Origin of the sequence: Pseudomonas sp. LABIM340 (assembly GCF_040017195.2) — a bacterium.
Classification (GTDB): domain Bacteria; phylum Pseudomonadota; class Gammaproteobacteria; order Pseudomonadales; family Pseudomonadaceae; genus Pseudomonas.
In genome coordinates this window covers 2,296,158-2,314,946 of sequence record NZ_CM200227.1, presented here as the reverse complement: position 1 = coordinate 2,314,946, position 18,789 = coordinate 2,296,158, and the positions used below count along the sequence as shown (strand labels likewise).

16 protein-coding genes are annotated in these 18,789 nt (G+C 64.6%); 8 read left to right on the top strand and 8 right to left on the bottom strand.

Going from position 1 to position 18,789, the window contains the following annotated elements:
• Positions 1-5: 5 nt before the first annotated feature.
• Both ABKS89_RS11005 and cobA read left to right on the top strand, forming a co-directional pair.
• Positions 6-2,720: a nitrate reductase gene (locus ABKS89_RS11005; RefSeq protein WP_348589796.1), complete on the top strand. Its 2,715-nt coding sequence runs from the start codon at positions 6-8 to the stop codon at positions 2,718-2,720.
• 36 nt (positions 2,721-2,756) lie between these two features.
• Entirely contained in the window at positions 2,757-3,494 is a 738-nt protein-coding gene (gene cobA / locus ABKS89_RS11000; RefSeq protein ID WP_348589795.1) for a uroporphyrinogen-III C-methyltransferase, read from the top strand.
• Between the two features lie 67 nt (positions 3,495-3,561).
• Here cobA and ABKS89_RS10995 read toward each other — a convergent pair whose 3' ends face one another.
• The 8 genes from ABKS89_RS10995 to ppsA form a co-directional block, all read right to left on the bottom strand.
• Positions 3,562-4,620, bottom strand: coding sequence for an OmpA family protein (locus ABKS89_RS10995; RefSeq protein WP_045208524.1), 1,059 nt, complete (start codon positions 4,618-4,620; stop codon positions 3,562-3,564).
• Between the two features lie 109 nt (positions 4,621-4,729).
• A complete protein-coding gene (gene sigX / locus ABKS89_RS10990; protein ID WP_138216354.1) occupies positions 4,730-5,320 on the bottom strand; it encodes an RNA polymerase sigma factor SigX in 591 nt (196 codons plus the stop codon).
• Positions 5,321-5,393: 73 nt separating this feature from the next.
• Complete coding sequence (locus tag ABKS89_RS10985) at positions 5,394-6,218, bottom strand: mechanosensitive ion channel family protein (protein WP_045208529.1); 825 nt, start codon at positions 6,216-6,218, stop codon at positions 5,394-5,396.
• 2 nt (positions 6,219-6,220) lie between these two features.
• Positions 6,221-6,469: a hypothetical protein gene (locus tag ABKS89_RS10980; protein WP_017516812.1), complete on the bottom strand. Its 249-nt coding sequence runs from the start codon at positions 6,467-6,469 to the stop codon at positions 6,221-6,223.
• 54 nt (positions 6,470-6,523) lie between these two features.
• The gene (cmaX, locus tag ABKS89_RS10975; RefSeq protein ID WP_081516451.1) at positions 6,524-7,522 is read right to left on the bottom strand and encodes a divalent cation transporter CmaX; all 999 of its coding nucleotides are present in this window, start codon (positions 7,520-7,522) and stop codon (positions 6,524-6,526) included.
• A 101-nt stretch (positions 7,523-7,623) separates the two neighbouring features.
• The gene (gene rraA, locus ABKS89_RS10970; RefSeq protein ID WP_348589794.1) at positions 7,624-8,112 is read right to left on the bottom strand and encodes a ribonuclease E activity regulator RraA; all 489 of its coding nucleotides are present in this window, start codon (positions 8,110-8,112) and stop codon (positions 7,624-7,626) included.
• A 96-nt stretch (positions 8,113-8,208) separates the two neighbouring features.
• Positions 8,209-9,183, bottom strand: coding sequence for an alpha/beta fold hydrolase (locus ABKS89_RS10965; protein ID WP_348589793.1), 975 nt, complete (start codon positions 9,181-9,183; stop codon positions 8,209-8,211).
• A 65-nt stretch (positions 9,184-9,248) separates the two neighbouring features.
• Complete coding sequence (gene ppsA, locus ABKS89_RS10960) at positions 9,249-11,618, bottom strand: phosphoenolpyruvate synthase (protein WP_138216356.1); 2,370 nt, start codon at positions 11,616-11,618, stop codon at positions 9,249-9,251.
• 166 nt (positions 11,619-11,784) lie between these two features.
• Here ppsA and ppsR point away from each other — a divergent pair, with 166 nt between their 5' ends.
• The 6 genes from ppsR to ABKS89_RS10930 all read left to right on the top strand — a co-directional run bounded on the left by ppsR (position 11,785) and on the right by ABKS89_RS10930 (position 18,636).
• Positions 11,785-12,603 (top strand): posphoenolpyruvate synthetase regulatory kinase/phosphorylase PpsR, encoded by an 819-nt coding sequence (gene ppsR / locus ABKS89_RS10955; protein ID WP_017516884.1) that lies wholly within the window; start codon positions 11,785-11,787, stop codon positions 12,601-12,603.
• Between the two features lie 154 nt (positions 12,604-12,757).
• Positions 12,758-14,380, top strand: a complete 1,623-nt coding sequence (locus ABKS89_RS10950) for a DUF3300 domain-containing protein (RefSeq protein ID WP_518301008.1) — start codon at positions 12,758-12,760, stop codon at positions 14,378-14,380.
• Positions 14,381-14,390: 10 nt separating this feature from the next.
• Positions 14,391-15,284, top strand: a complete 894-nt coding sequence (locus ABKS89_RS10945; RefSeq protein ID WP_138216357.1) for a DUF2950 domain-containing protein — start codon at positions 14,391-14,393, stop codon at positions 15,282-15,284.
• Positions 15,285-15,566: 282 nt separating this feature from the next.
• Positions 15,567-16,109 carry a retropepsin-like aspartic peptidase RloA gene (gene rloA / locus ABKS89_RS10940; RefSeq protein WP_081520578.1) on the top strand — a complete coding sequence of 181 codons (543 nt, stop codon included), beginning with the start codon at positions 15,567-15,569 and terminating at the stop codon, positions 16,107-16,109.
• Positions 16,110-16,113: 4 nt separating this feature from the next.
• The gene (gene rloB / locus ABKS89_RS10935; protein ID WP_081520579.1) at positions 16,114-17,646 is read left to right on the top strand and encodes an osmotic stress tolerance membrane protein RloB; all 1,533 of its coding nucleotides are present in this window, start codon (positions 16,114-16,116) and stop codon (positions 17,644-17,646) included.
• A gap of 3 nt (positions 17,647-17,649) precedes the next feature.
• On the top strand, positions 17,650-18,636 hold the full coding sequence (locus tag ABKS89_RS10930) for an alpha-L-glutamate ligase-like protein (protein WP_024765708.1): 987 nt from the start codon (positions 17,650-17,652) through the stop codon (positions 18,634-18,636).
• Positions 18,637-18,789 lie beyond the last annotated feature (153 nt).

Sequence of the window (18,789 nt, the reverse complement as noted above, 5' to 3'; positions counted from 1 at the left end):
GCGCCATGACCCCGAACCGTCGCACCACCGCCTCTACCTGCTGCTACTGCGGCGTGGGTTGCGGTGTACTGATCGAGCACGACGACGAGCGCATCCTCGGCGTACAGGGCGACCCGCAGCATCCGGCCAACTTCGGCCGCCTGTGCAGCAAGGGCTCGACCCTGCACCTCACCGGCGATGCGGATGCCCGCGCGCAGTTCCCTGAGCTGCGCCTGGGCAAGGACCTGTCGCGCGCCCGCACCGACTGGGACACCGCGCTGGAGCATGCTGCCGGCGTCTTCGCCGAAACCATCCGCGAGCACGGCCCGGACAGCGTGGCCTTCTACGTCTCCGGCCAGTTGCTGACCGAGGACTACTACGCCTTCAACAAACTGGCCCGCGCCCTGGTCGGCACCAACAACATCGACAGCAACTCCCGCCTGTGCATGTCCTCGGCAGTGGTCGGCTACAAGCGCAGCCTGGGCGCCGACGCCCCGCCCTGCAGCTATGAGGACATCGAGCTGGCCGACTGCGTGATGATCGCCGGCAGCAACATGGCCTATGCCCACCCAGTGCTGTTCCGCCGCCTGGAAGAGGCCCGCGCACGTCGCCCGGAGATGAAGCTGATCGTCATCGACCCGCGCGTCACCGACACCGCCGAGGCGGCCGATTTGCACCTGGCGATCCTGCCCGGCACCGACGTCGCGCTGTTCCACGGCATCCTGCACATCCTGCTCTGGGAAGGCTGGACCGACCGCGCCTTCATCGACGCCCACACCGATGGCATGGATGAACTCAAGGCCCTGGTGCGCGACTACGGCCCGCTGGCCGTGGCGGAAATCTGCGGCATCGCTGTCGACGACCTGCAACGCGCGGCCCAGTGGATCGGCCAGTCGCCTTCCTTCCTCTCGCTCTGGTGCATGGGGCTGAACCAGTCCACCGCCGGCAGCGCGAAGAACAGTGCGCTGATCAACCTGCACCTGGCCACCGGGCAGATCGGCCGCCCCGGTGCCGGCCCCTTCTCCCTCACCGGCCAGCCCAATGCCATGGGCGGCCGCGAGACTGGCAGCCTGTCCAACCTGCTGCCCGGCCACCGTGAGGCGGCCAGCGCCGAACACCGTGCCGAAGTGGCTGCTTACTGGAGTGTCGAACAACTGCCGGAGAACCCCGGCCTGAGCGCCATCGAACTCTTCGACGCAGTACGCGACGGGCGCATCAAGGCCCTGTGGATCGCCTGCACCAACCCGGCCCAATCACTGCCGGACCAGACCCGCGTGCGCGAAGCCCTGGCCGCCTGCCCCTTCGTCATCGTCCAGGAAGCCTTCACCACCAGCGAGACCTGCCAGTACGCCGACCTGCTGCTGCCAGCCGCCAGCTGGGGCGAGAAGGAAGGCACGGTGACCAACTCCGAACGCCGCATCAGCCATGTGCGCCCGGCCATCCCGGCCATCGGCGAAGCGCGGGCGGACTGGAACATCGTCTGCGACTTCGCCCGCCGCCTCGAGCAGCGCTTGCGCCCCGGCGAAAACAGCCTGTTCGACTTCGATTCGCCGTCCGCGCTGTTCGACGAATTCAAGCTGCTGACCCGTGATCGTGATCTTGATCTGTCCGGCGTCGACTACACCCTGCTGGACACCCGTGGCCCGCAGCAATGGCCCTTCCGGGCCGGTGCAACCCAGGGAACCGAGCGCCTGTACGGCGACGGACAATTTCCCACCACCAATGGCCGCGCGCGACTGATCGCCGAGCCCTACCGCGCACCGAAGGAAAAACGCGATGCGCGCTACCCGCTGATCCTCAACACCGGCCGCCTGCGCGATCAATGGCACGGCATGACCCGCACCGGCACCGCGCCGCAACTGTTCGGCCACGTGGAAGAAGCCGTGCTCGGCCTGCACCCGGACGAACTGCGCCGCCGACGCATCAACGACGGCCAACTGGTTCGTCTGCACAGCCGCCGTGGCGAACTGGTGCTGCCGGTGCAAGCCGACGACCGCCTGCGTCCTGGCCAGGCCTTCCTGCCGATGCACTGGGGCGACCGCTTCCTCAAGGGCCTGGGCATCAACGTGCTGACCCTGCCGGCGGTGGACCCGCTGTCGCGCCAGCCCGAGCTGAAACACGCCACGGTGGAAGTCAGCCGCATCGAACTGCCCTGGCAGTTCTTCGCCCTGGTGGAAGGTGAGGTGCAGAAGCGCTTCGACGCCCTGCGCCCGCTGTTCGAAGACCTGCGCTACGCCAGCTTCAGCCCCACCGGCCGTGAACGCCCGGCACTGGTGATCCGTGCCGCACACCACGAAGCGCCCAGCGCGGACTGGCTGGCCCGCATCGACGCCCTGCTCGACCTCGGCGACGGTCCGGTCATGGCCTATGACGACCCGCGCCGCACCGTCGGCAAACGCGTGCGTATCGAACAATCGCGAATCGTCTCGCTGCGCCTGGCTGGCGAAACCGCCGCCCGCGCCTGGCTGCGCGAATTGTGGAAGGAAGGCCGCGCCGACCAGGAGCTGCGCCGCTGGCTGCTCGCCCCGCTCAGCGCCGCCCCGGGTAAAGCCGGCGCGGCAGCGGACAAGACCCTGTGCAACTGCCTGAACGTCAGCCAGAGCCGCATCCAGGCAGGCATCGACAAGGGCCTGGACCTGGAAGGCCTCAAATGCGAACTCAAGTGCGGGACCGCCTGCGGTTCCTGCGTACCGGAAATCAAGCGCCTGCTGGCTCAGAAGCCGCTGGCCGCTACCGCCTGAATCAAGCTGCGAAGACGGCAGCCTGAGGAGAACGACATGAGTGGAAAAGTCTGGCTGATCGGCGCCGGCCCCGGCGACCCGGAACTGCTGACCCTGAAGGCCGTCCGGGCCATGGCTCAGGCCGACGTGGTGCTCATCGACGACCTGGTGAACCCGGCGGTGCTGGAGCACTGCCCTTCGGCGCGAGTGATTTGCGTCGGCAAACGCGGCGGCTGCCGCTCCACCCCGCAGGACTTTATCCACCGCCTGATGCTGCGCTACGCCCGCCAGGGGCGCCGCGTCGCACGCCTGAAAGGCGGCGATCCGTGCATCTTCGGCCGTGGCGGCGAAGAAGCTGACTGGCTGATTGCGCGGGGCATCGATTGCGAGTTGGTCAACGGCATCACTGCCGGGCTGGCAGCAGCGACTCAGTGCGGCATCTCCGTAACCCTGCGCGGCGTCAGCCGAGGCGTGACCCTCGTGACCGCGCACACCCAGGACGACAGCCCGCTGAATTGGCGCGGCCTGGCCGAAGGCGGAACAACGCTGGTGGTTTACATGGGCGTGGCGAAACTGGCGGAAATCCGCGACGGCCTGCTCGAGGGCGGCATGGCGGCCGGCACGCCGGTGGCGATGATCGAGAACGCTTCCCTGCCCACCCAACGCGAATACCGCAGCCAGTTGGGCGACATGCTCGAAGACGCCCACAGCTTCGCCCTGAAGAGCCCGGCAATCCTGGTGATCGGCGAAGTCGCCGCCGCTGCGCAGCAGGCAATCCTGGCCCGCACCGCCTGAGATTCACTTTCCTGCAGGCAAAGAAAAACCCGGCCTAGGCCGGGTTTTTCTCGTCAGCTCAGACCAATTACTTGGCTTGGGCTTCCACTTCGGCTTCTACGCGGCGGTTAACAGCGCGGCCTTCGGCGGTTGCGTTGTCAGCAACCGGACGGGACTCACCGTAACCAACAGCGTTTACGCGGCCGCCTTCAACACCGTACTCGTTGACCAGTACGTCACGAACGGCGTTGGCACGACGCTCGGACAGCTTCTGGTTGTAGGCGTCGGTGCCGACGGAGTCGGTGTGGCCTTCAACGGTGGTGGAGGTGGACGGGTACTGCTTCATGAAGTCAGCCAGGTTTTTGATGTCAGCGTAGCTGTTCTCTTTAACCTTGGACTTGTCGAAGTCGAACTTCACGTCCAGCTGAACGCGAACAACTTCGGCAACAGCCGGGCAGCCGTTGGCGTCAACGGTGACGTTGGCCGGGGTGTTCGGGCACTTGTCGACGTTGTCGCAGACGCCGTCGTTGTCGGAGTCGGAGCAGACTTCAGCAACCGGCTCGGGAGCCGGGGCCGGCTTGGCGCCGCCGCCGAAGTTCATGCCGACGCCCAGGCCAGCCATCCACTCGCCCTGGTGACCGTTGTCACGCTTCTCCAGGCCGTACTGGCCGTCGAGGCTGGCTTTGGCATAGAAGTTTTCGGTGAAGTAGTACTTCAGACCGGTACCGACCATGGCCATGGTCAGGTTCTGACGGCCACCGTTGTCGGAGTTGATGTTGGTCAGGCTCTGGTGGCCAACGCCGGCGGAAACGTACGGACGCAGGTTGCCAGCACCCGGAGTGCCGAAGTGGTAGATGGCGTCCAGAGTGCTCAGGTTGCCATGGACCTTCTTGTTGCCGGTCTCGTAGGTGCCACGTACGTCGTGGTACTCACCGTAGGACAGAGCCAGCTCGACGTCGTCGGTCAGGAAGTAACCAACGGAGCCGCCGTACAGGTCCGCGTTCTTCATGTTGCGGGTGCTGTCGGTGAAGTAGCGCTTGCCGAATGCTTCAACTTCGACGGCGCCCTGGCCTTGAGCGAAGGCATTGACAGCGGCGGTGGCGATCAGCGAGCCAACTACGACGCCTAAGGTGTTCTTCAGTTTCATCCGTTAAATCCCCATCTTGGTGGTCAATAAGTTGTCCTAACCATAGGCCGTACAACTTGGGTGGCAAGTTTATCAGAACTTGCCAAACAGAGAGACAATATTTCCCGGACTAAGATTCCGTCACATTCGAAAACTTTTCTCTCATTCGATCGAGTGCACGTTTGTAGCGCATCTTCGTGGCGCTAAGCCCCATGTGCATGATGTCGGCGATCTCCTGGAACTCCAGTTCCGCAACAAATCGAAGCACGAGGATTTCCCGATCAATGGGATTGACATGAACTAGCCAGCGGTCTAGTCCACCCCGTTCTTCGACTTTCGGAGCCTTCTCTTCAGAAGCTTCCTCGATGGGATCCAGACTCAGCGCATCGAGCAATCTGCGTTTACGCCGTTCCTTCCGATACTGGGTAATGCACTCGTTGTAAGTGATGCTGTACAGCCAGGTCTTGAACTTCGACTTTCCCTCGAAGTTCTTCAGACCATACAGCACCTTGAGCATGACCTCTTGACACACATCATCGGCGTCCCGGTCGTTGCCCAGATAGCGCGCGCAGACGTTGAAGAGCGTGCGCTGGTAGCGGCGCATCAGCTCTTCATAGGCCCGCGTCACGTGGTAGAGCTCCTCGTGGGAACGCTCCACCAGCTCCTCGTCGGTGAGCTGGCGCGGGTCATAGCGCAAGGACAGTGATTGCGGCTTGTTCAAGTCGGGTCGGGCCAGGTCAAGTCAGCGTCCGGCGCGGCTTTCAGGAAGCCGTACCGGTAATCGGTCATCATCTTCAGCGACTGGTTACACGCTGATCGAGCAGGATGCGGTTGGCGATCGACACCAGCTCACCCTCGTCTGTCAGCAGAATAGTCTTGATGGTACCAATTTCCTCGATGATGCCTTCGACATCAGCCACTTTCACCTGCTGTCCGACCTGATACAGCTCCCGCACGTAAATACCCGCGATGATCTGCCCCGCCACCTCGCGGCTGCCCAGGCCCAAGGCCAGGGCGGCAGCCAGGCCGATGGTGATCAGCACGATGGCGATGATGTAGTTCAGCAGGTCGGTCTTGACCTCGAGCTGGCCGATGGCCACCGAGATACTGATGATGATGACCAGCCACTGGGCCACGCGGCCCAGGCCGTTGGCGTATTCCAGGCCGACACCATCGGCCGCGCCGCGCACCAGGCTGTTGGCCAGCTGGGCGAGCAGGATGCCGACGATCAGCACCAGTGCCGCGCCGAATACCTTGGGCAGGTACAGCGCGAGCATGTCCAGGGTTGCCGAAACGCGCTGCAGGCCGAGGGATTCCGCCGCAGAGACGAGGAATACCAGCAGCACGAACCAGTAGATGATCTTGCCGATCAGGGTCGAGACCGGCACCTGGATGCCGGCGCGGGCCAGCAGCTTGGTCAGGCCGGTACCCGCCATCAGGCGATCCAGGCCGAGCTTGGCCAGCAGCTTGGAGAGCAGCGCATCGAGCAGTTTGGCGACGACGAAGCCCAGCAGCACGATCACCAGCGCGGCGAGCAGGTTCGGGATGAACCCGGCCAGCTTGCCCCACAGGGTGTTCATGGCAGTGAGCAGGCTTTGCGTCCAGATGTCGAATTGCATGTTCAGTCGGCCTTGTCAGCGGAAGGGGCGGAATTCTGCGCGTGGCGCGAGACGGGTGCAAGGTGCGCAGCGCCACGGCTCACGCCAATGGACAGGGCCTGGAACCAGTGCCCCATCAGGCTGAACAGATCGCCCGCGCCTACCTGGCGGTTGGCGGTCTTCAGGACGCGATCCAGGCGCGAATCGTCTCCTGGTTGTTCCGGGGGCATTCGCAGCAGATCGCGCAAGGATTCTTCAAATGGGTCGTGCATACGCACCTCGCCTGTGTGAGGTGCTTGACGCCCCCACCACCTCAAAAGTCACACCTAGAGCCAACGCATGCGGCGGAAGATCCACCATTGGAAAGCCACTATCCCGAGGATCACCAGGCAGGCCACGGCGAAGCCGTAGGGTGCGCTGGAGCCGGGAATGCCGCCGACGTTGATGCCCAGGAGACCGGTCACGAAGCTCATGGGCAGGAAAAAGCCGGTAATGATACCAAGCAGGTACATGGTGCGGTTCATCCGCTCGGTAATTCGACGATGTTCGGCTTCCTGGATCAGGCTGATGCGTTCGCGCACCAGTTCCAGCTCCTCCAGGTTGCGGGTCAGGCGGTTGTAGAGCTCGTTCCAGTAGTCGGCGTCGTCGGCCACTGTCCAGGATGCCTTGAACCGGACCATCTGCGAGTAGATTTCGCGCTGCGGCGCCAGGTAACGGCGCAACCCCGCGGCACGTCGTCGCAGGGTGCGCAGCTGGTGCTGGTCGGGAATGCTGCGCTCGTCTTCCTCGATGGCCTCTTCCATCGCGTCAAGTTGGTCAGCGAGGCCGCCAATCAGGGTGTCGACGCGGTCGGTGAGATAGTGAGCGAGGTACAGCACCACTTCCGAGGCCGTCTTCGGGCCAGTTCCGGCATCCAGGTCGGCGCGCAGGTCGGCAACCGCCTTGAGCGGACGCAGACGCAGGGAAATCACCCGCTGCGACTCGGCGTAGACCCTCAGCGAGACCATGTCCTCGGGCACCGCACCGGGGTTCAGGTTGACCCCGCGCAGAAACAGCAGCAGGCGTTCGCCCCCCAGGTCGACCAGGCGCGGACGGGTGGCCTCTTCCAGCAGCAGGTCGCAGGCGAATTCATTCAGGCCGCTGGACTCGCGCAGCCAGGACTGGGCTTCGGGCACACCGCGGTCCCAGTGTACCCAGAGGCTTTCCTCGGGCTTGAGATCCAGCAGCGGCAACTCGCTACGGGTGATCCGCCGGCCACCACCGTGGCCATCCAGCACGAAGCCGTCGATCAGTCCGCGTTCCGTGCCGCTCTCGTACTGCTGCATGCCCTTTTCCTTCGCTCAAGGTCGCTTGCGCGAGGCCCCATGAAAAATGCCGGAAGCTTTCGCTCCCGGCATTGACCCGAACTTTAGCTGGAAGGTTCGAATTATTCCGGCATTTTCAACACTTTAGGCGAGACGATGATGCCGTTGTTGTCGGCATAGACGAACTCGCCCGGGCGGAAGGTGATACCACCGAAAGTCACGGCCACGTTGAGGTCACCGATGCCGCGCTTGTCGGTCTTCATCGGGTGGCTGGCCAGCGCCTGCACGCCCAGATCGGTCTGCGCGATCACGTCGACGTCACGGATGCAGCCGTACACCACGATGCCTTCCCAGCCGCTCTTGGCGGCCTTCTCGGCCAGCATGTCACCCAGCAGTGCACGGCGCAGCGAGCCGCCGCCGTCGACCACCAGCACCTTGCCCTTGCCGTCCTTCTCGACCTGCTCCTTGACCAGCGAGTTGTCCTCGAAGCACTTGATGGTGACGATCTCGCCACCGAAGGAGTCCCGTCCGCCGAAGTTGCTGAACATCGGCTCGACGACCTGGACCAGCTCCGGGTAGGCATCGCACAGATCGGGGGTGACGTAATGCATGGAGAAGCTCCTCTTGATGAAATCCGGCAGGGTTTCAGGCCTGGATGTGACCGAAAGCCGCAATGGCGTCACAGTCTACTCCCTGCCGCACCAAGCTCAAGCCTGCGCCAGAGCGCCCTGCCCTTCCGGCAAGCCACTGTGCTCCAACCAGTATTGCAGCAGCGGCCAGACTTCACGCTGGGCACCCTTGCTGATAAGCATCTCGACGTGGCCGAAATCTTCCGAGAAACCCTGGCGCCGCCCCAGGTGCAGGAACTGCCGGGTCTCGGAGCCGAATTGCTCCAGCAACTTGCGGCAGGCCCAGGCCGGGTCCTGGACATCACCGTCGGAGCCGATGGCCAGCACCGGCAGGGAAACCTTCTGCAAACCGCCCCACCAGTCGTTGTCCTTCTCGCCGAAGCGGCCGAACAGGCTGTACCAGTGCAGGGCCTCCAGGGCGAGCCCCAGCGGCTCGTCCTCCGGGCCGCGCTTGAGCCGCGAACCGGACAGCCCGCCCATGCGCCTGAGCAGGAAGCGCCCACCCCAGGCCACGGGCGGCAGCTTCAATGGCCAGTAGGTGCGGCTGATCTGGCTGCCGCACAGTGCCGCGCTGGCGGCCTGCTGCTCATCCAGGTAGCCGCCGCCCAGCGCCGCAGCCAGGGTGACGCCACCCAGGGAGTGCCCAACCCAATGCGGTGCCTGACCGCTCTGCTCGACCACGAAATTGGCGATGGCAGGCAGGTCGAAGCGCGCGTAGTCGGCAACGCGATTGCGATCGTAGTCCTCGTTACGCGGCGACAGGCCATGGCCACGCATCTCGGCGATCCAGACATCGAAGCCCGCACGCGCCAGATGCGCGCCCAGGCCAATACCCTTGGGCGAGAACCAGAAGCGGCGATTGGAGAAACTGCCGTGCAACAGGATCACCGGCACACCACGCCGCCCCTCCGGACGACCGAGACGGGTGACCGCCAGCTCGACGCTGGAGTCCGGGCTGTTGTTCGGCTTGAGGCGGTAGACGTCCTCGGTGAGGTCGCCGCGCAATTCCGCGCTGACTAGCGCGACGGGAAAGAGTTGACTGCTGCTTTGCATGGAATCGCTTGCATAAAAAAGGGCGGGTGAAATCACCCGCCCTTCTCAGGATGGAGAAGGAACCGTCAGGACTGGCCTTCGGCGAGGAAGAACCAGGTATCGAGGACCGAGTCGGGGTTCAGCGACACGCTCTCGATGCCCTGCTCCATCAGCCACTTGGCGAGGTCCGGGTGATCCGACGGGCCCTGGCCGCAGATGCCGATGTACTTGCCGGCGCGGTTGCACGCCTGGATGGCATTGGACAGCAGCTTCTTCACCGCCGGGTTACGTTCGTCGAACAGGTGCGCGACGATGCCCGAGTCACGGTCCAGGCCCAGGGTCAGCTGGGTCAGGTCGTTGGAGCCGATGGAGAAGCCGTCGAAGAACTCGAGGAACTCGTCAGCCAGCAGGGCGTTGGACGGCAGCTCGCACATCATGATGACGCGCAGGCCGTTCTCGCCACGCTTGAGGCCGTTGGTGGCCAGCAGATCGACGACCTGGGAGGCTTCGCCGAGGGTACGGACGAACGGCACCATCAGCTCGACGTTGGTCAGGCCCATCTCGTTGCGGACCTTCTTCATCGCGCGGCATTCGAGCTCGAAGCAGTCGCGGAAGGATTCGCTGATGTAGCGCGAGGCGCCACGGAAGCCGAGCATCGGGTTCTCTTCTTCCGGCTCGTAGAGCTTGCCGCCGATCAGGTTGGCGTATTCGTTGGACTTGAAGTCCGACAGACGCACGATGACCTTCTTCGGCCAGAAAGCGGCGGCCAGGGTGCTGACGCCCTCGACCAGCTTCTCGACATAGAAGCCGACCGGATCGTCGTAACCGGCGATGCGCTTCTCGACGCTTTCCTTGATGTCCGCCGGCAGGCTGGCGAAGTTCAGCAGCGCCTTGGGATGCACACCGATCATACGGTTGATGATGAATTCCAGGCGGGCCAGACCCACACCTTCGTTCGGCAGCTGGGCGAAGTCGAAGGCGCGATCCGGGTTGCCGACGTTCATCATGATCTTGAACGGCAGGTCGGGCATGGCGTCGACCGAGTTCTGGCGGACGTCGAAACCCAGTTCGCCTTCGTAGATCAGGCCGGTATCGCCTTCGGCGCAGGATACGGTCACGCGCTGGCCATCCTTCAGCGCCGCGGTGGCGTTGCCACAGCCAACAACTGCCGGGATGCCCAGCTCACGGGCGATGATCGCGGCGTGGCAGGTACGGCCGCCACGGTTGGTGACGATGGCGCTGGCGCGCTTCATCACGGGTTCCCAGTCCGGGTCGGTCATGTCGGAGACCAGCACGTCGCCCGGTTGGACCTTGTCCATCTCGGAGACGTCGTGGATCACCTTCACCGGGCCGGCGCCGATGCGCTGGCCGATGGCGCGGCCTTCGACCAGGACCTTGCCTTTTTCCTTGAGCAGGTAGCGTTCCATCACGTTGGCGCTGGAACGGCTCTTAACGGTTTCCGGACGGGCCTGCACGATGTACAGCTTGCCGTCGTCACCGTCCTTGGCCCACTCGATGTCCATCGGACGCTCGTAGTGCTTCTCGATGATCAGGGCCTGCTTGGCCAGCTCGGTCACTTCGGCGTCGGACAGCGCGAAGCGGGCGCGGTCGGCCTTCTCCACGTCGACCACCTTGACCGATTTGCCGGCCTTGGCTTCGTCGCCGTAGATCATCTTGATCGCCTTGCTGCCCAGGTTGCGACGCAGGATGGCCGGGCGGCCGGCTTCCAGGGTCGGCTTGTGGACGTAGAACTCGTCGGGGTTCACCGCGCCCTGCACCACGGTCTCGCCGAGGCCGTAGGCGCCGGTAATGAACACCACGTCACGGAAACCGGATTCGGTGTCCAGGGTGAACATCACGCCGGCGGTACCGGTTTCCGAGCGGACCATGCGCTGCACGCCGGCGGACAGGGCGACCAGTTTGTGGTCGAAGCCCTGGTGTACGCGGTAGGCGATGGCACGGTCGTTGAAGAGGGAGGCGAAGACTTCCTTGGCCGCGCGGATCACGTTGTCCACGCCGCGGATGTTCAGGAAGGTCTCCTGCTGGCCGGCGAAGGAAGCGTCCGGCAGGTCTTCGGCGGTGGCGGAGGAACGCACGGCCACGGCCATGTTGTCGTTGCTGCCGGCCATCTCGGCGAAGGCCTTGCGAATCTCGGCATCCAGACGCTCGGGGAACTCGGCGTCCATCACCCACTGGCGGATCTGCGCGCCGGTCTTGGCCAGGGCGTTGACGTCGTCCACGTCCAGGGCGTCGAGGGCCGCGTGGATGCGTTCGTTCAGGCCGCTCTGGTCGAGGAAGTCACGGTAGGCCTGGGCGGTAGTGGCGAAGCCACCCGGTACGGAAACGCCGGCACCGGCGAGGTTGCTGATCATTTCGCCCAGGGATGCGTTCTTGCCCCCCACATGTTCGACATCGTGGACGCCGAGCTTATCGAGGGAAACTACGTACTCTACCAAGGTGATCTCTCCACTAAGTGTTGGAAAAGGTCATACAAGTCGGTGCGGCCCCACCCTGTCTGGCCGGAGCCGGAAAAATGGGTGAGAATGCCCCGGCAAAGGGCCTTGCAAACGCGGGGCCTATCATAACCAGGATTCAATCCTACCTATAAGGCCCGCAGCGCACATGAAACGAACTGCATTCTTCATCTCCGACGGCACCGGCATCACTGCCGAAACCCTCGGCCAGAGCCTTCTGGCGCAGTTCGAGAACATCAACTTCACCAAACTGACACGACCTTACATCGATACCGAAGAAAAGGCGCGCGTCATGGTACAGCAAATCAACCGGGCTGCGGAGGCGGACGGGGCAAGACCGATCATCTTCGATACCATCGTCAATCGTGAGATCCGCTCGGTCCTGGCGCAATCCAACGGTTTCATGATTGACATCTTCTCGACCTTTTTGTCCCCGCTCGAGCAAGAATTATCCTCAGACTCGTCGTATTCCGTCGGAAAATCCCACAGCATCGGCCATAACCCGCACTACATGGAGCGGATCGATGCGGTGAACTTCGCCCTCGACAACGACGACGGCGCCCGCACCCACTACTACGACAAGGCCGACCTGATCCTGGTCGGCGTCTCGCGCTGCGGCAAGACGCCCACCTGCCTCTATATGGCCCTGCAATACGGCATCCGCGCGGCGAACTACCCGCTGACCGAAGAAGACATGGAGCGCCTGCAACTGCCCAACGCGCTCAAGCCTTACAAGCACAAGCTGTTCGGCCTGACCATCGATCCGGACCGGCTCACCGCCATCCGCCACGAGCGCAAGCCCAACAGCCGCTACGCCAGCTTCGCCCAGTGCGAATTCGAGGTCCGCGAGGTGGAGAACCTGTTCCGCCGCGAGAACATCGCCTACATCAACTCGACCCATTTCTCGGTGGAGGAGATCTCCGCCAAGATCCTCGTCGAGAAGGGCGTCGAGCGCCGGCTAAAGTAACCGGCCACCGCGTAAAAATCCCCCAACCGACGGCCGGCATCACCGGCCGTTCGACTTTCAGCAGCCTTTCATTCGGGCGCCTATCATTCTCTGAACCCGCGTTTTACCCGTGGCAGTTTTCACGGATCGGGCATTCCCGGCACAGGAGAGCGCCATGCGAGAATGTCAGTACCTGATTCTGGTCGCCTTGTTGGCATTGACGGGCTGCGATTCGGGCGACAAGCCCGTCGCCAAGACCGCCACGGCAGCCACCCCACCCGCCAGCCCGCCCGCCGCGACAGCACCTCCCCCGCCAGCACCACCTGCGCCACCTCCCGCCGCCGCACCTGCGCCAACCGCGCCTGCTGCCGCGCCCTCGCAGGCGGTGTTCAGCGTCGAGGAACTGGACCAGATGCTCGCGCCGCTGGCGCTGTATCCCGACTCGCTGCTGGCTCAGGTGCTGATGGCCACTACCTATCCCGGCAACGTGGCCGATGCCGTGGTCTGGTCGAAGGCCCATCCCAAGGCGGTGGGTGACGACGCGGTGAAACAGGTGGCCGACCAGCCGTGGGACCCGAGTGTCCAGTCGCTGGTCGCCTTCCCACTGGTGCTGGCCACGCTGGGGCAGGACCCGGTCTGGGTGCAGCGCGTCGGCGATGCTTTCCTCGCCCAGCCCGAGGCAGTGATGGATTCCATCCAGCGCCTGCGCCGCCAGGCCCAGGCCGCCGGCAACCTGCAGTCGAACGAGCAGCAGACCGTGACCATCAAGCCGGCCGCCCAGCCAGCCCCGGCGCAGCCCACCTCCGGTGGCGACACCGTAGTAGTGCAACAACCGGCACCGGCGCAGACGATCGTCATCGAGCCCGCCGATCCGCAGGTGGTCTACGTGCCCAGCTACAACCCCACGCAGGTCTACGGCTCCTGGCCCTATCCCGCCAGCCCGCCGGTCTATTATCCGCCGCCGCCCGAATACCCGGTCGCCACGGCACTGGCCACCGGTCTGGCGTTCGGCGCGGGCGTCGCCATCGTCGGTTCGCTCTGGGGCGACTGCGACTGGGACGACCATGACATCGACGTCGATGTGGAGCATTACAACAACTTCAACAGCAACCGGAACGTGAATCGAGACTTCACCGGCAACGTCAATGGCAATCGGGCGAAGTGGCAGCACAACCCGACCTACCGCAACGGCGTGCCCTACCGCGACTCCGCCAGCCGCGAGCAGTACAACCGCCGGCTGGCCGGGGGCGAGCAGCGCGATGCCCTGCGCGGGTTCGATTCAGCGCGTACCCAGGAGCGCGCAAAAGCCAGGGAGAGCCTGACTCAACGCGGCATCGCGCCGCCGGCGGCAAACAATGCCCAGGCCCGCGAGCGCGCCCAGGCGGCAACCCGCGATCTGCGCGACAACCCGCAAGCCCAGCAGCGTCTGCAGCAAGGCAACCGCGACAACGCCCAGGCCCGTGAGCGGGCGCAGGCAGCCACCCGCGAGCTGAACCGCACGCCGGAAAACCGCCAGCGCGCGCAGAACCAGGTGCAGAACCGCAGCAACCAGGCGCAGCAACGGCCGCGGACGCAGAACAACCAGCAGATCCGCGAACAGGCGCGCCAGCAGCACGCCCGCACCCAGGCCCCGCGCAACAATGCCTTCGCCGGCGCCAACAACCCCAGACAGTCCCGCGAAGTTGCCAACCGCGGCCAAGCCAGTCGCGCCGCCGCCAGCCGCCCACAGGCCGCCCGCGCCGGTCACACCGTCCAACGTCCTGCCCGCGCGCCCTCCGGCGGCGGCCGGCGCCGCTAGGAGACGAGCCATGCCCATCGCATCGCGCCTGCTGGCGCTCGCCCTCCTCGCCGCCCTGCCCGCCAGCCTGCTGGCCCAGGACAGCTTCCCCACCCCCGACGCGGCCGCCGACGCCTTCATCGCCGCGCTCGGCACCGAAAAGGCCGACCCCGAACGCCTGGCCGCCCTGCTGGGCAAGGACTGGCAGAGCTATATACCGACCGCCGGCATCGACCGGGATGAAGTGGACGCCTTCCTCGCCCACTACAAGGACAAGCACCAGATCGAGAAGGACAACCCCCACCTCGCCCACCTGGTCGTCGGCAACGACCCCTGGACCCTGCCCCTGCCGATCGTCCACGACAAGAACGGCTGGGCCTTCAATGCCAAGGCCGGCGGCGAGGAAATCCGCATTCGCCGCATCGGCCGCAACGAGGAATCGACCCTGGAGGCCGTGCAGGCCTACCACGATGCGCAGATGGACTACGCCGAGGTGGACCGCAACGGCGACGGCGTCCTCGAATACGCGCAGAAGTTCGTCAGCAGCGACGGGCACCATGATGGCCTGTACTGGCCGGAGGAAGACGGCGGCGAGGAAAGCCCGCTCGGCCCGCTGTTCGGCGACGACCTGCCGGGCGACGGCTGGCATGGCTACCACTACCGCATCCTCACCGCCCAGGGCCCCTCGGCACCCGGTGGCGCCTACGACTACAAGATCGGCGGCAGGATGACCCGTGGCTTCGCCCTGATCGCCTGGCCGGTGAAGTACGGCGACAGCGGCGTGATGAGTTTCATGATCAGCCACGACGGCGAGGTCTTCTCCAAGAACCTCGGCCCGGAGAGCGACAAGATCGCCAAGAAGATGAGCCGCTTCGACCCCGACAGTAGCTGGACCGAGGTCACCGCCGAGGAGGAAAAGCCCTGAGTGACTGAACCCGCCCGGCCGCCTGGCGGTCGGACGGGTTCTGGCAGAGCCCGCCGCTCGCCTGGCACTCGCAGGCCCGCAAGGCCCTGTCATACGCCTGAAACAAATACCCTGCCAACGCGCCAACCGACTGTCGCCAGCGAAAAACCACATGGTAGAATTCGGCGCGCTATTGCCTGGCGTCACCAGGCCACGCCGGCCGGCATGCCGGCCACAGCCATTTGGGGTGACGACCGGGGCGTTTCTTTTCAAGGCTTTGCGGCCACTTACTCATCAAGGCCCATGAGACTCAAGCCCACTGCCCTGCTCCTCTTCCTGAGCATCTTCCTGCTTCCCGGCATCAGCGCAGCTGCCGGCAAGACCGTCTATGGCCTGAACGAATACGCCCGGATCAACGACCTGGACATCGAACTGGCCGCCAAGCTCGACACCGGGGCCAAGACCGCCTCCCTCAGTGCCCGCGACATCAAGCGCTTCAAGCGCGATGGCGAGACCTGGGTGCGTTTCTACCTGGCCACCGACACCGCCGACAGCCAGCCGATCGAGAAACCCCTGGCGCGCATCAGCAAGATCAAGCGCCGCCACGGCGACTACGACCCCGACGAAGGCAAGGCCTACACCGCGCGTCCGGTCATCGAGCTTCAGCTGTGCATGGGCAAGGCCCTGCGCACCATCGAAGTGAACCTTACCGACCGCAGCGCCTTCCAATACCCGCTTCTGATCGGCTCCGATGCGCTCAAGCGCTTCGGCGCCCTGGTCGACCCGAGCCTGAAATACGCTGCCGGCAAGCCCGGCTGCCAACCCGTAGCGAAACCTGCCGAGTAATCCCATGCGCTCTCTTACCCTGCATCTGAAGGTCCTGATCGCCATCCTGCTGACGCTGGGCGTCGCGATCACCGCCTACCAGATCTTCGTCCTCGGCATTCCCATGACCGAGGCCGAGACCGACGACCTGTGGAACATCGACGCCAAAGTCGAGTTCGTCGCCACGCCGAAGACCCCGGTGAAGGTGCAGATGTTCGTGCCGCCATTGGCCCAGGATTACGTCAGCCTCAACGAGAGCTTCGTCTCCAACAACTACGGCGTGGGCATCAACCGCTCCGACGGCAACCGCAAGGTGACCTGGTCCTCGCGCCGCGCCAGCGGCCAGCAGACCCTCTACTACCGCCTGGTGCTGACCAAGCGCTATGCCGGCGCCACCGAGAAGGCCAAGGAAAAGGGCCCGATCTTCCGCGACAGCCTGCCCCTGGAAGGCCCGGACAAGATCGCCGCCGAAGCCCTGATCGCCCCCATCCGCCAGCACTCGGCGGACGTCGAGACCTTCGTCAGCGAAGCCATCAAGCGCGCCAACAACCTCAATGACGACAACGTGAAACTGCTGCTGGCCGGCGACACCAGCCTGGACAAGCGCTCCCACGTGGTCGAAACCCTGCTCGCGGTGGCCCACGTGCCGCTGGAGCGCGTGCACACCATCCGCCTGGTCGCCAACCAGCCGCAGCAGCCCGAACTCTGGCTGCGCAGCTACAACGGCAAGGAATGGCTGTACTTCAACCCGGAAACCGGCGAACGCGGCCTGCCCAACGACCGCCTGATCTGGTGGCTGGGTGACGAGAGCCTGCTGTCCATCGAAGGTGGCAAGAAGGCCCAGGTCAGCTTCAGCCTCAACAGCAGCGAGATGAACGCCATCCGCCTGGCCAAGCTGTCGGACGAGAACACCGACGCGGCCTTCCTCGAGTACTCGCTGTACGGCCTGCCGCTGTCCACCCAGCAGACCTTCCAGATCATGATCATGATCCCGTTCGGCGTGCTGGTGATCCTGATCCTGCGCAACCTGATCGGCCTGCAGACCCTGGGCACTTTCACCCCGGTGCTGATCGCGCTGGCCTTCCGCGAGACCGGCCTGCAGTGGGGTATCGGCCTGTTCACCGTGATCACCGCGCTGGGCCTGTCACTTCGCTCGTACCTGGAACACCTGAAGCTGCAGATGCTGCCACGCCTGTCGGTGGTACTGACCTTCGTGGTGGTGATGATCGCCGCCATCAGCCTGCTCAGCCACAAGCTCGGCTTCGAGAGCGGCCTGTCGGTCGCCCTGTTCCCGATGGTGATCCTGACCATGAGCATCGAACGCCTGTCGATCACCTGGGAAGAGCGCGGCGCCGCCCACGCCATGAAGGCTGCCATCGGCACCCTGTTCGCCGCAGCCCTGGCGCACATCCTGATGCGCGTACCGGAGCTGGTGTACTTCGTGTTCACCTTCCCGGCCGTGCTGCTGATTCTGGTGTCGTTCATGCTGGCGATGGGTCGCTACCGCGGTTACCGCCTGACCGAACTGTTCCGCTTCAAAGCCTTCCTCAAGGACTAAGCCATGTTCGGCCTGATCAAGCGATGGAAAGCCCTGGAAGCCAAAGGCATCATGGGCATCAACCGACGCAACGCGGACTACGTGCTCAAGTACAACCAGCGGCACCTGTACCCGATCGTCGACGACAAGATCATCACCAAGCAGCGCGCCATCGAGGCGGGCATCCACGTACCGGAAATGTACGGGATCATCTCCACCGAGAAGGAGATCGAACGCCTGCCGGAGATCATCGGCGAGCGCAGCGACTTCGTCATCAAGCCGGCGCAGGGCGCCGGCGGCGACGGCATCCTGGTGATCGCCGACCGCTTCGAGGAGCGCTACAAGACGGTTTCCGGGCGGATCATCAGCCATGAGGAAATCGAGCACCAGCTGTCGAGCATCCTCACAGGCCTGTACTCCCTGGGCGGCCACCGCGACCGTGCGCTGATCGAGTACCGGGTGACCCCGGACCAGATCTTCAAGAGCATCAGCTACGAAGGCGTACCGGACATCCGCATCATCGTGCTGATGGGCTACCCGGTCATGGCGATGCTGCGCCTGCCGACCCGCCAGTCCAACGGCAAGGCCAACCTGCACCAGGGCGCCATCGGCGTGGGTGTGGACCTGGCCACCGGCCTGACCCTGCGCGGCACCTGGCTGAACAACAAGATCAGCAAGCACCCGGACACCACCAACGCGGTGGACGGCGTGCAGCTGCCCAACTGGGACGGCTTCATGAAGCTCGCCGCCGGCTGCTACGAACTGTGCGGCCTGGGCTACATCGGCGTGGACATGGTGCTGGACCAGGACAAGGGCCCGCTGATCCTCGAGCTCAACGCCCGCCCCGGCCTGAACATCCAGATCGCCAACGACTGCGGCCTGACCCTGCGCACCCATGCCGTCGAGGCGCATATCGCCGAGCTGGAAGCCAAGGGCGTGAAGGAGACGGTGGAAGAGCGCGTGCGCTTCTCCCAGCAGCTCTTCGGCCACGTACATCCGAAGGAAGTCTGAGGCGCCCTGCCCCACAAAAAAGCCCGGCATTCGCCGGGCTTTTTCATGGTCATCCGATTTCGCGGACAGCGCGTAGGGCGCATAACGCCAACGGCGTTATCCGCCGTGGAGGCTGGCGGATAACCCGTTCCGGGTTATCCGCCCTACGGAACT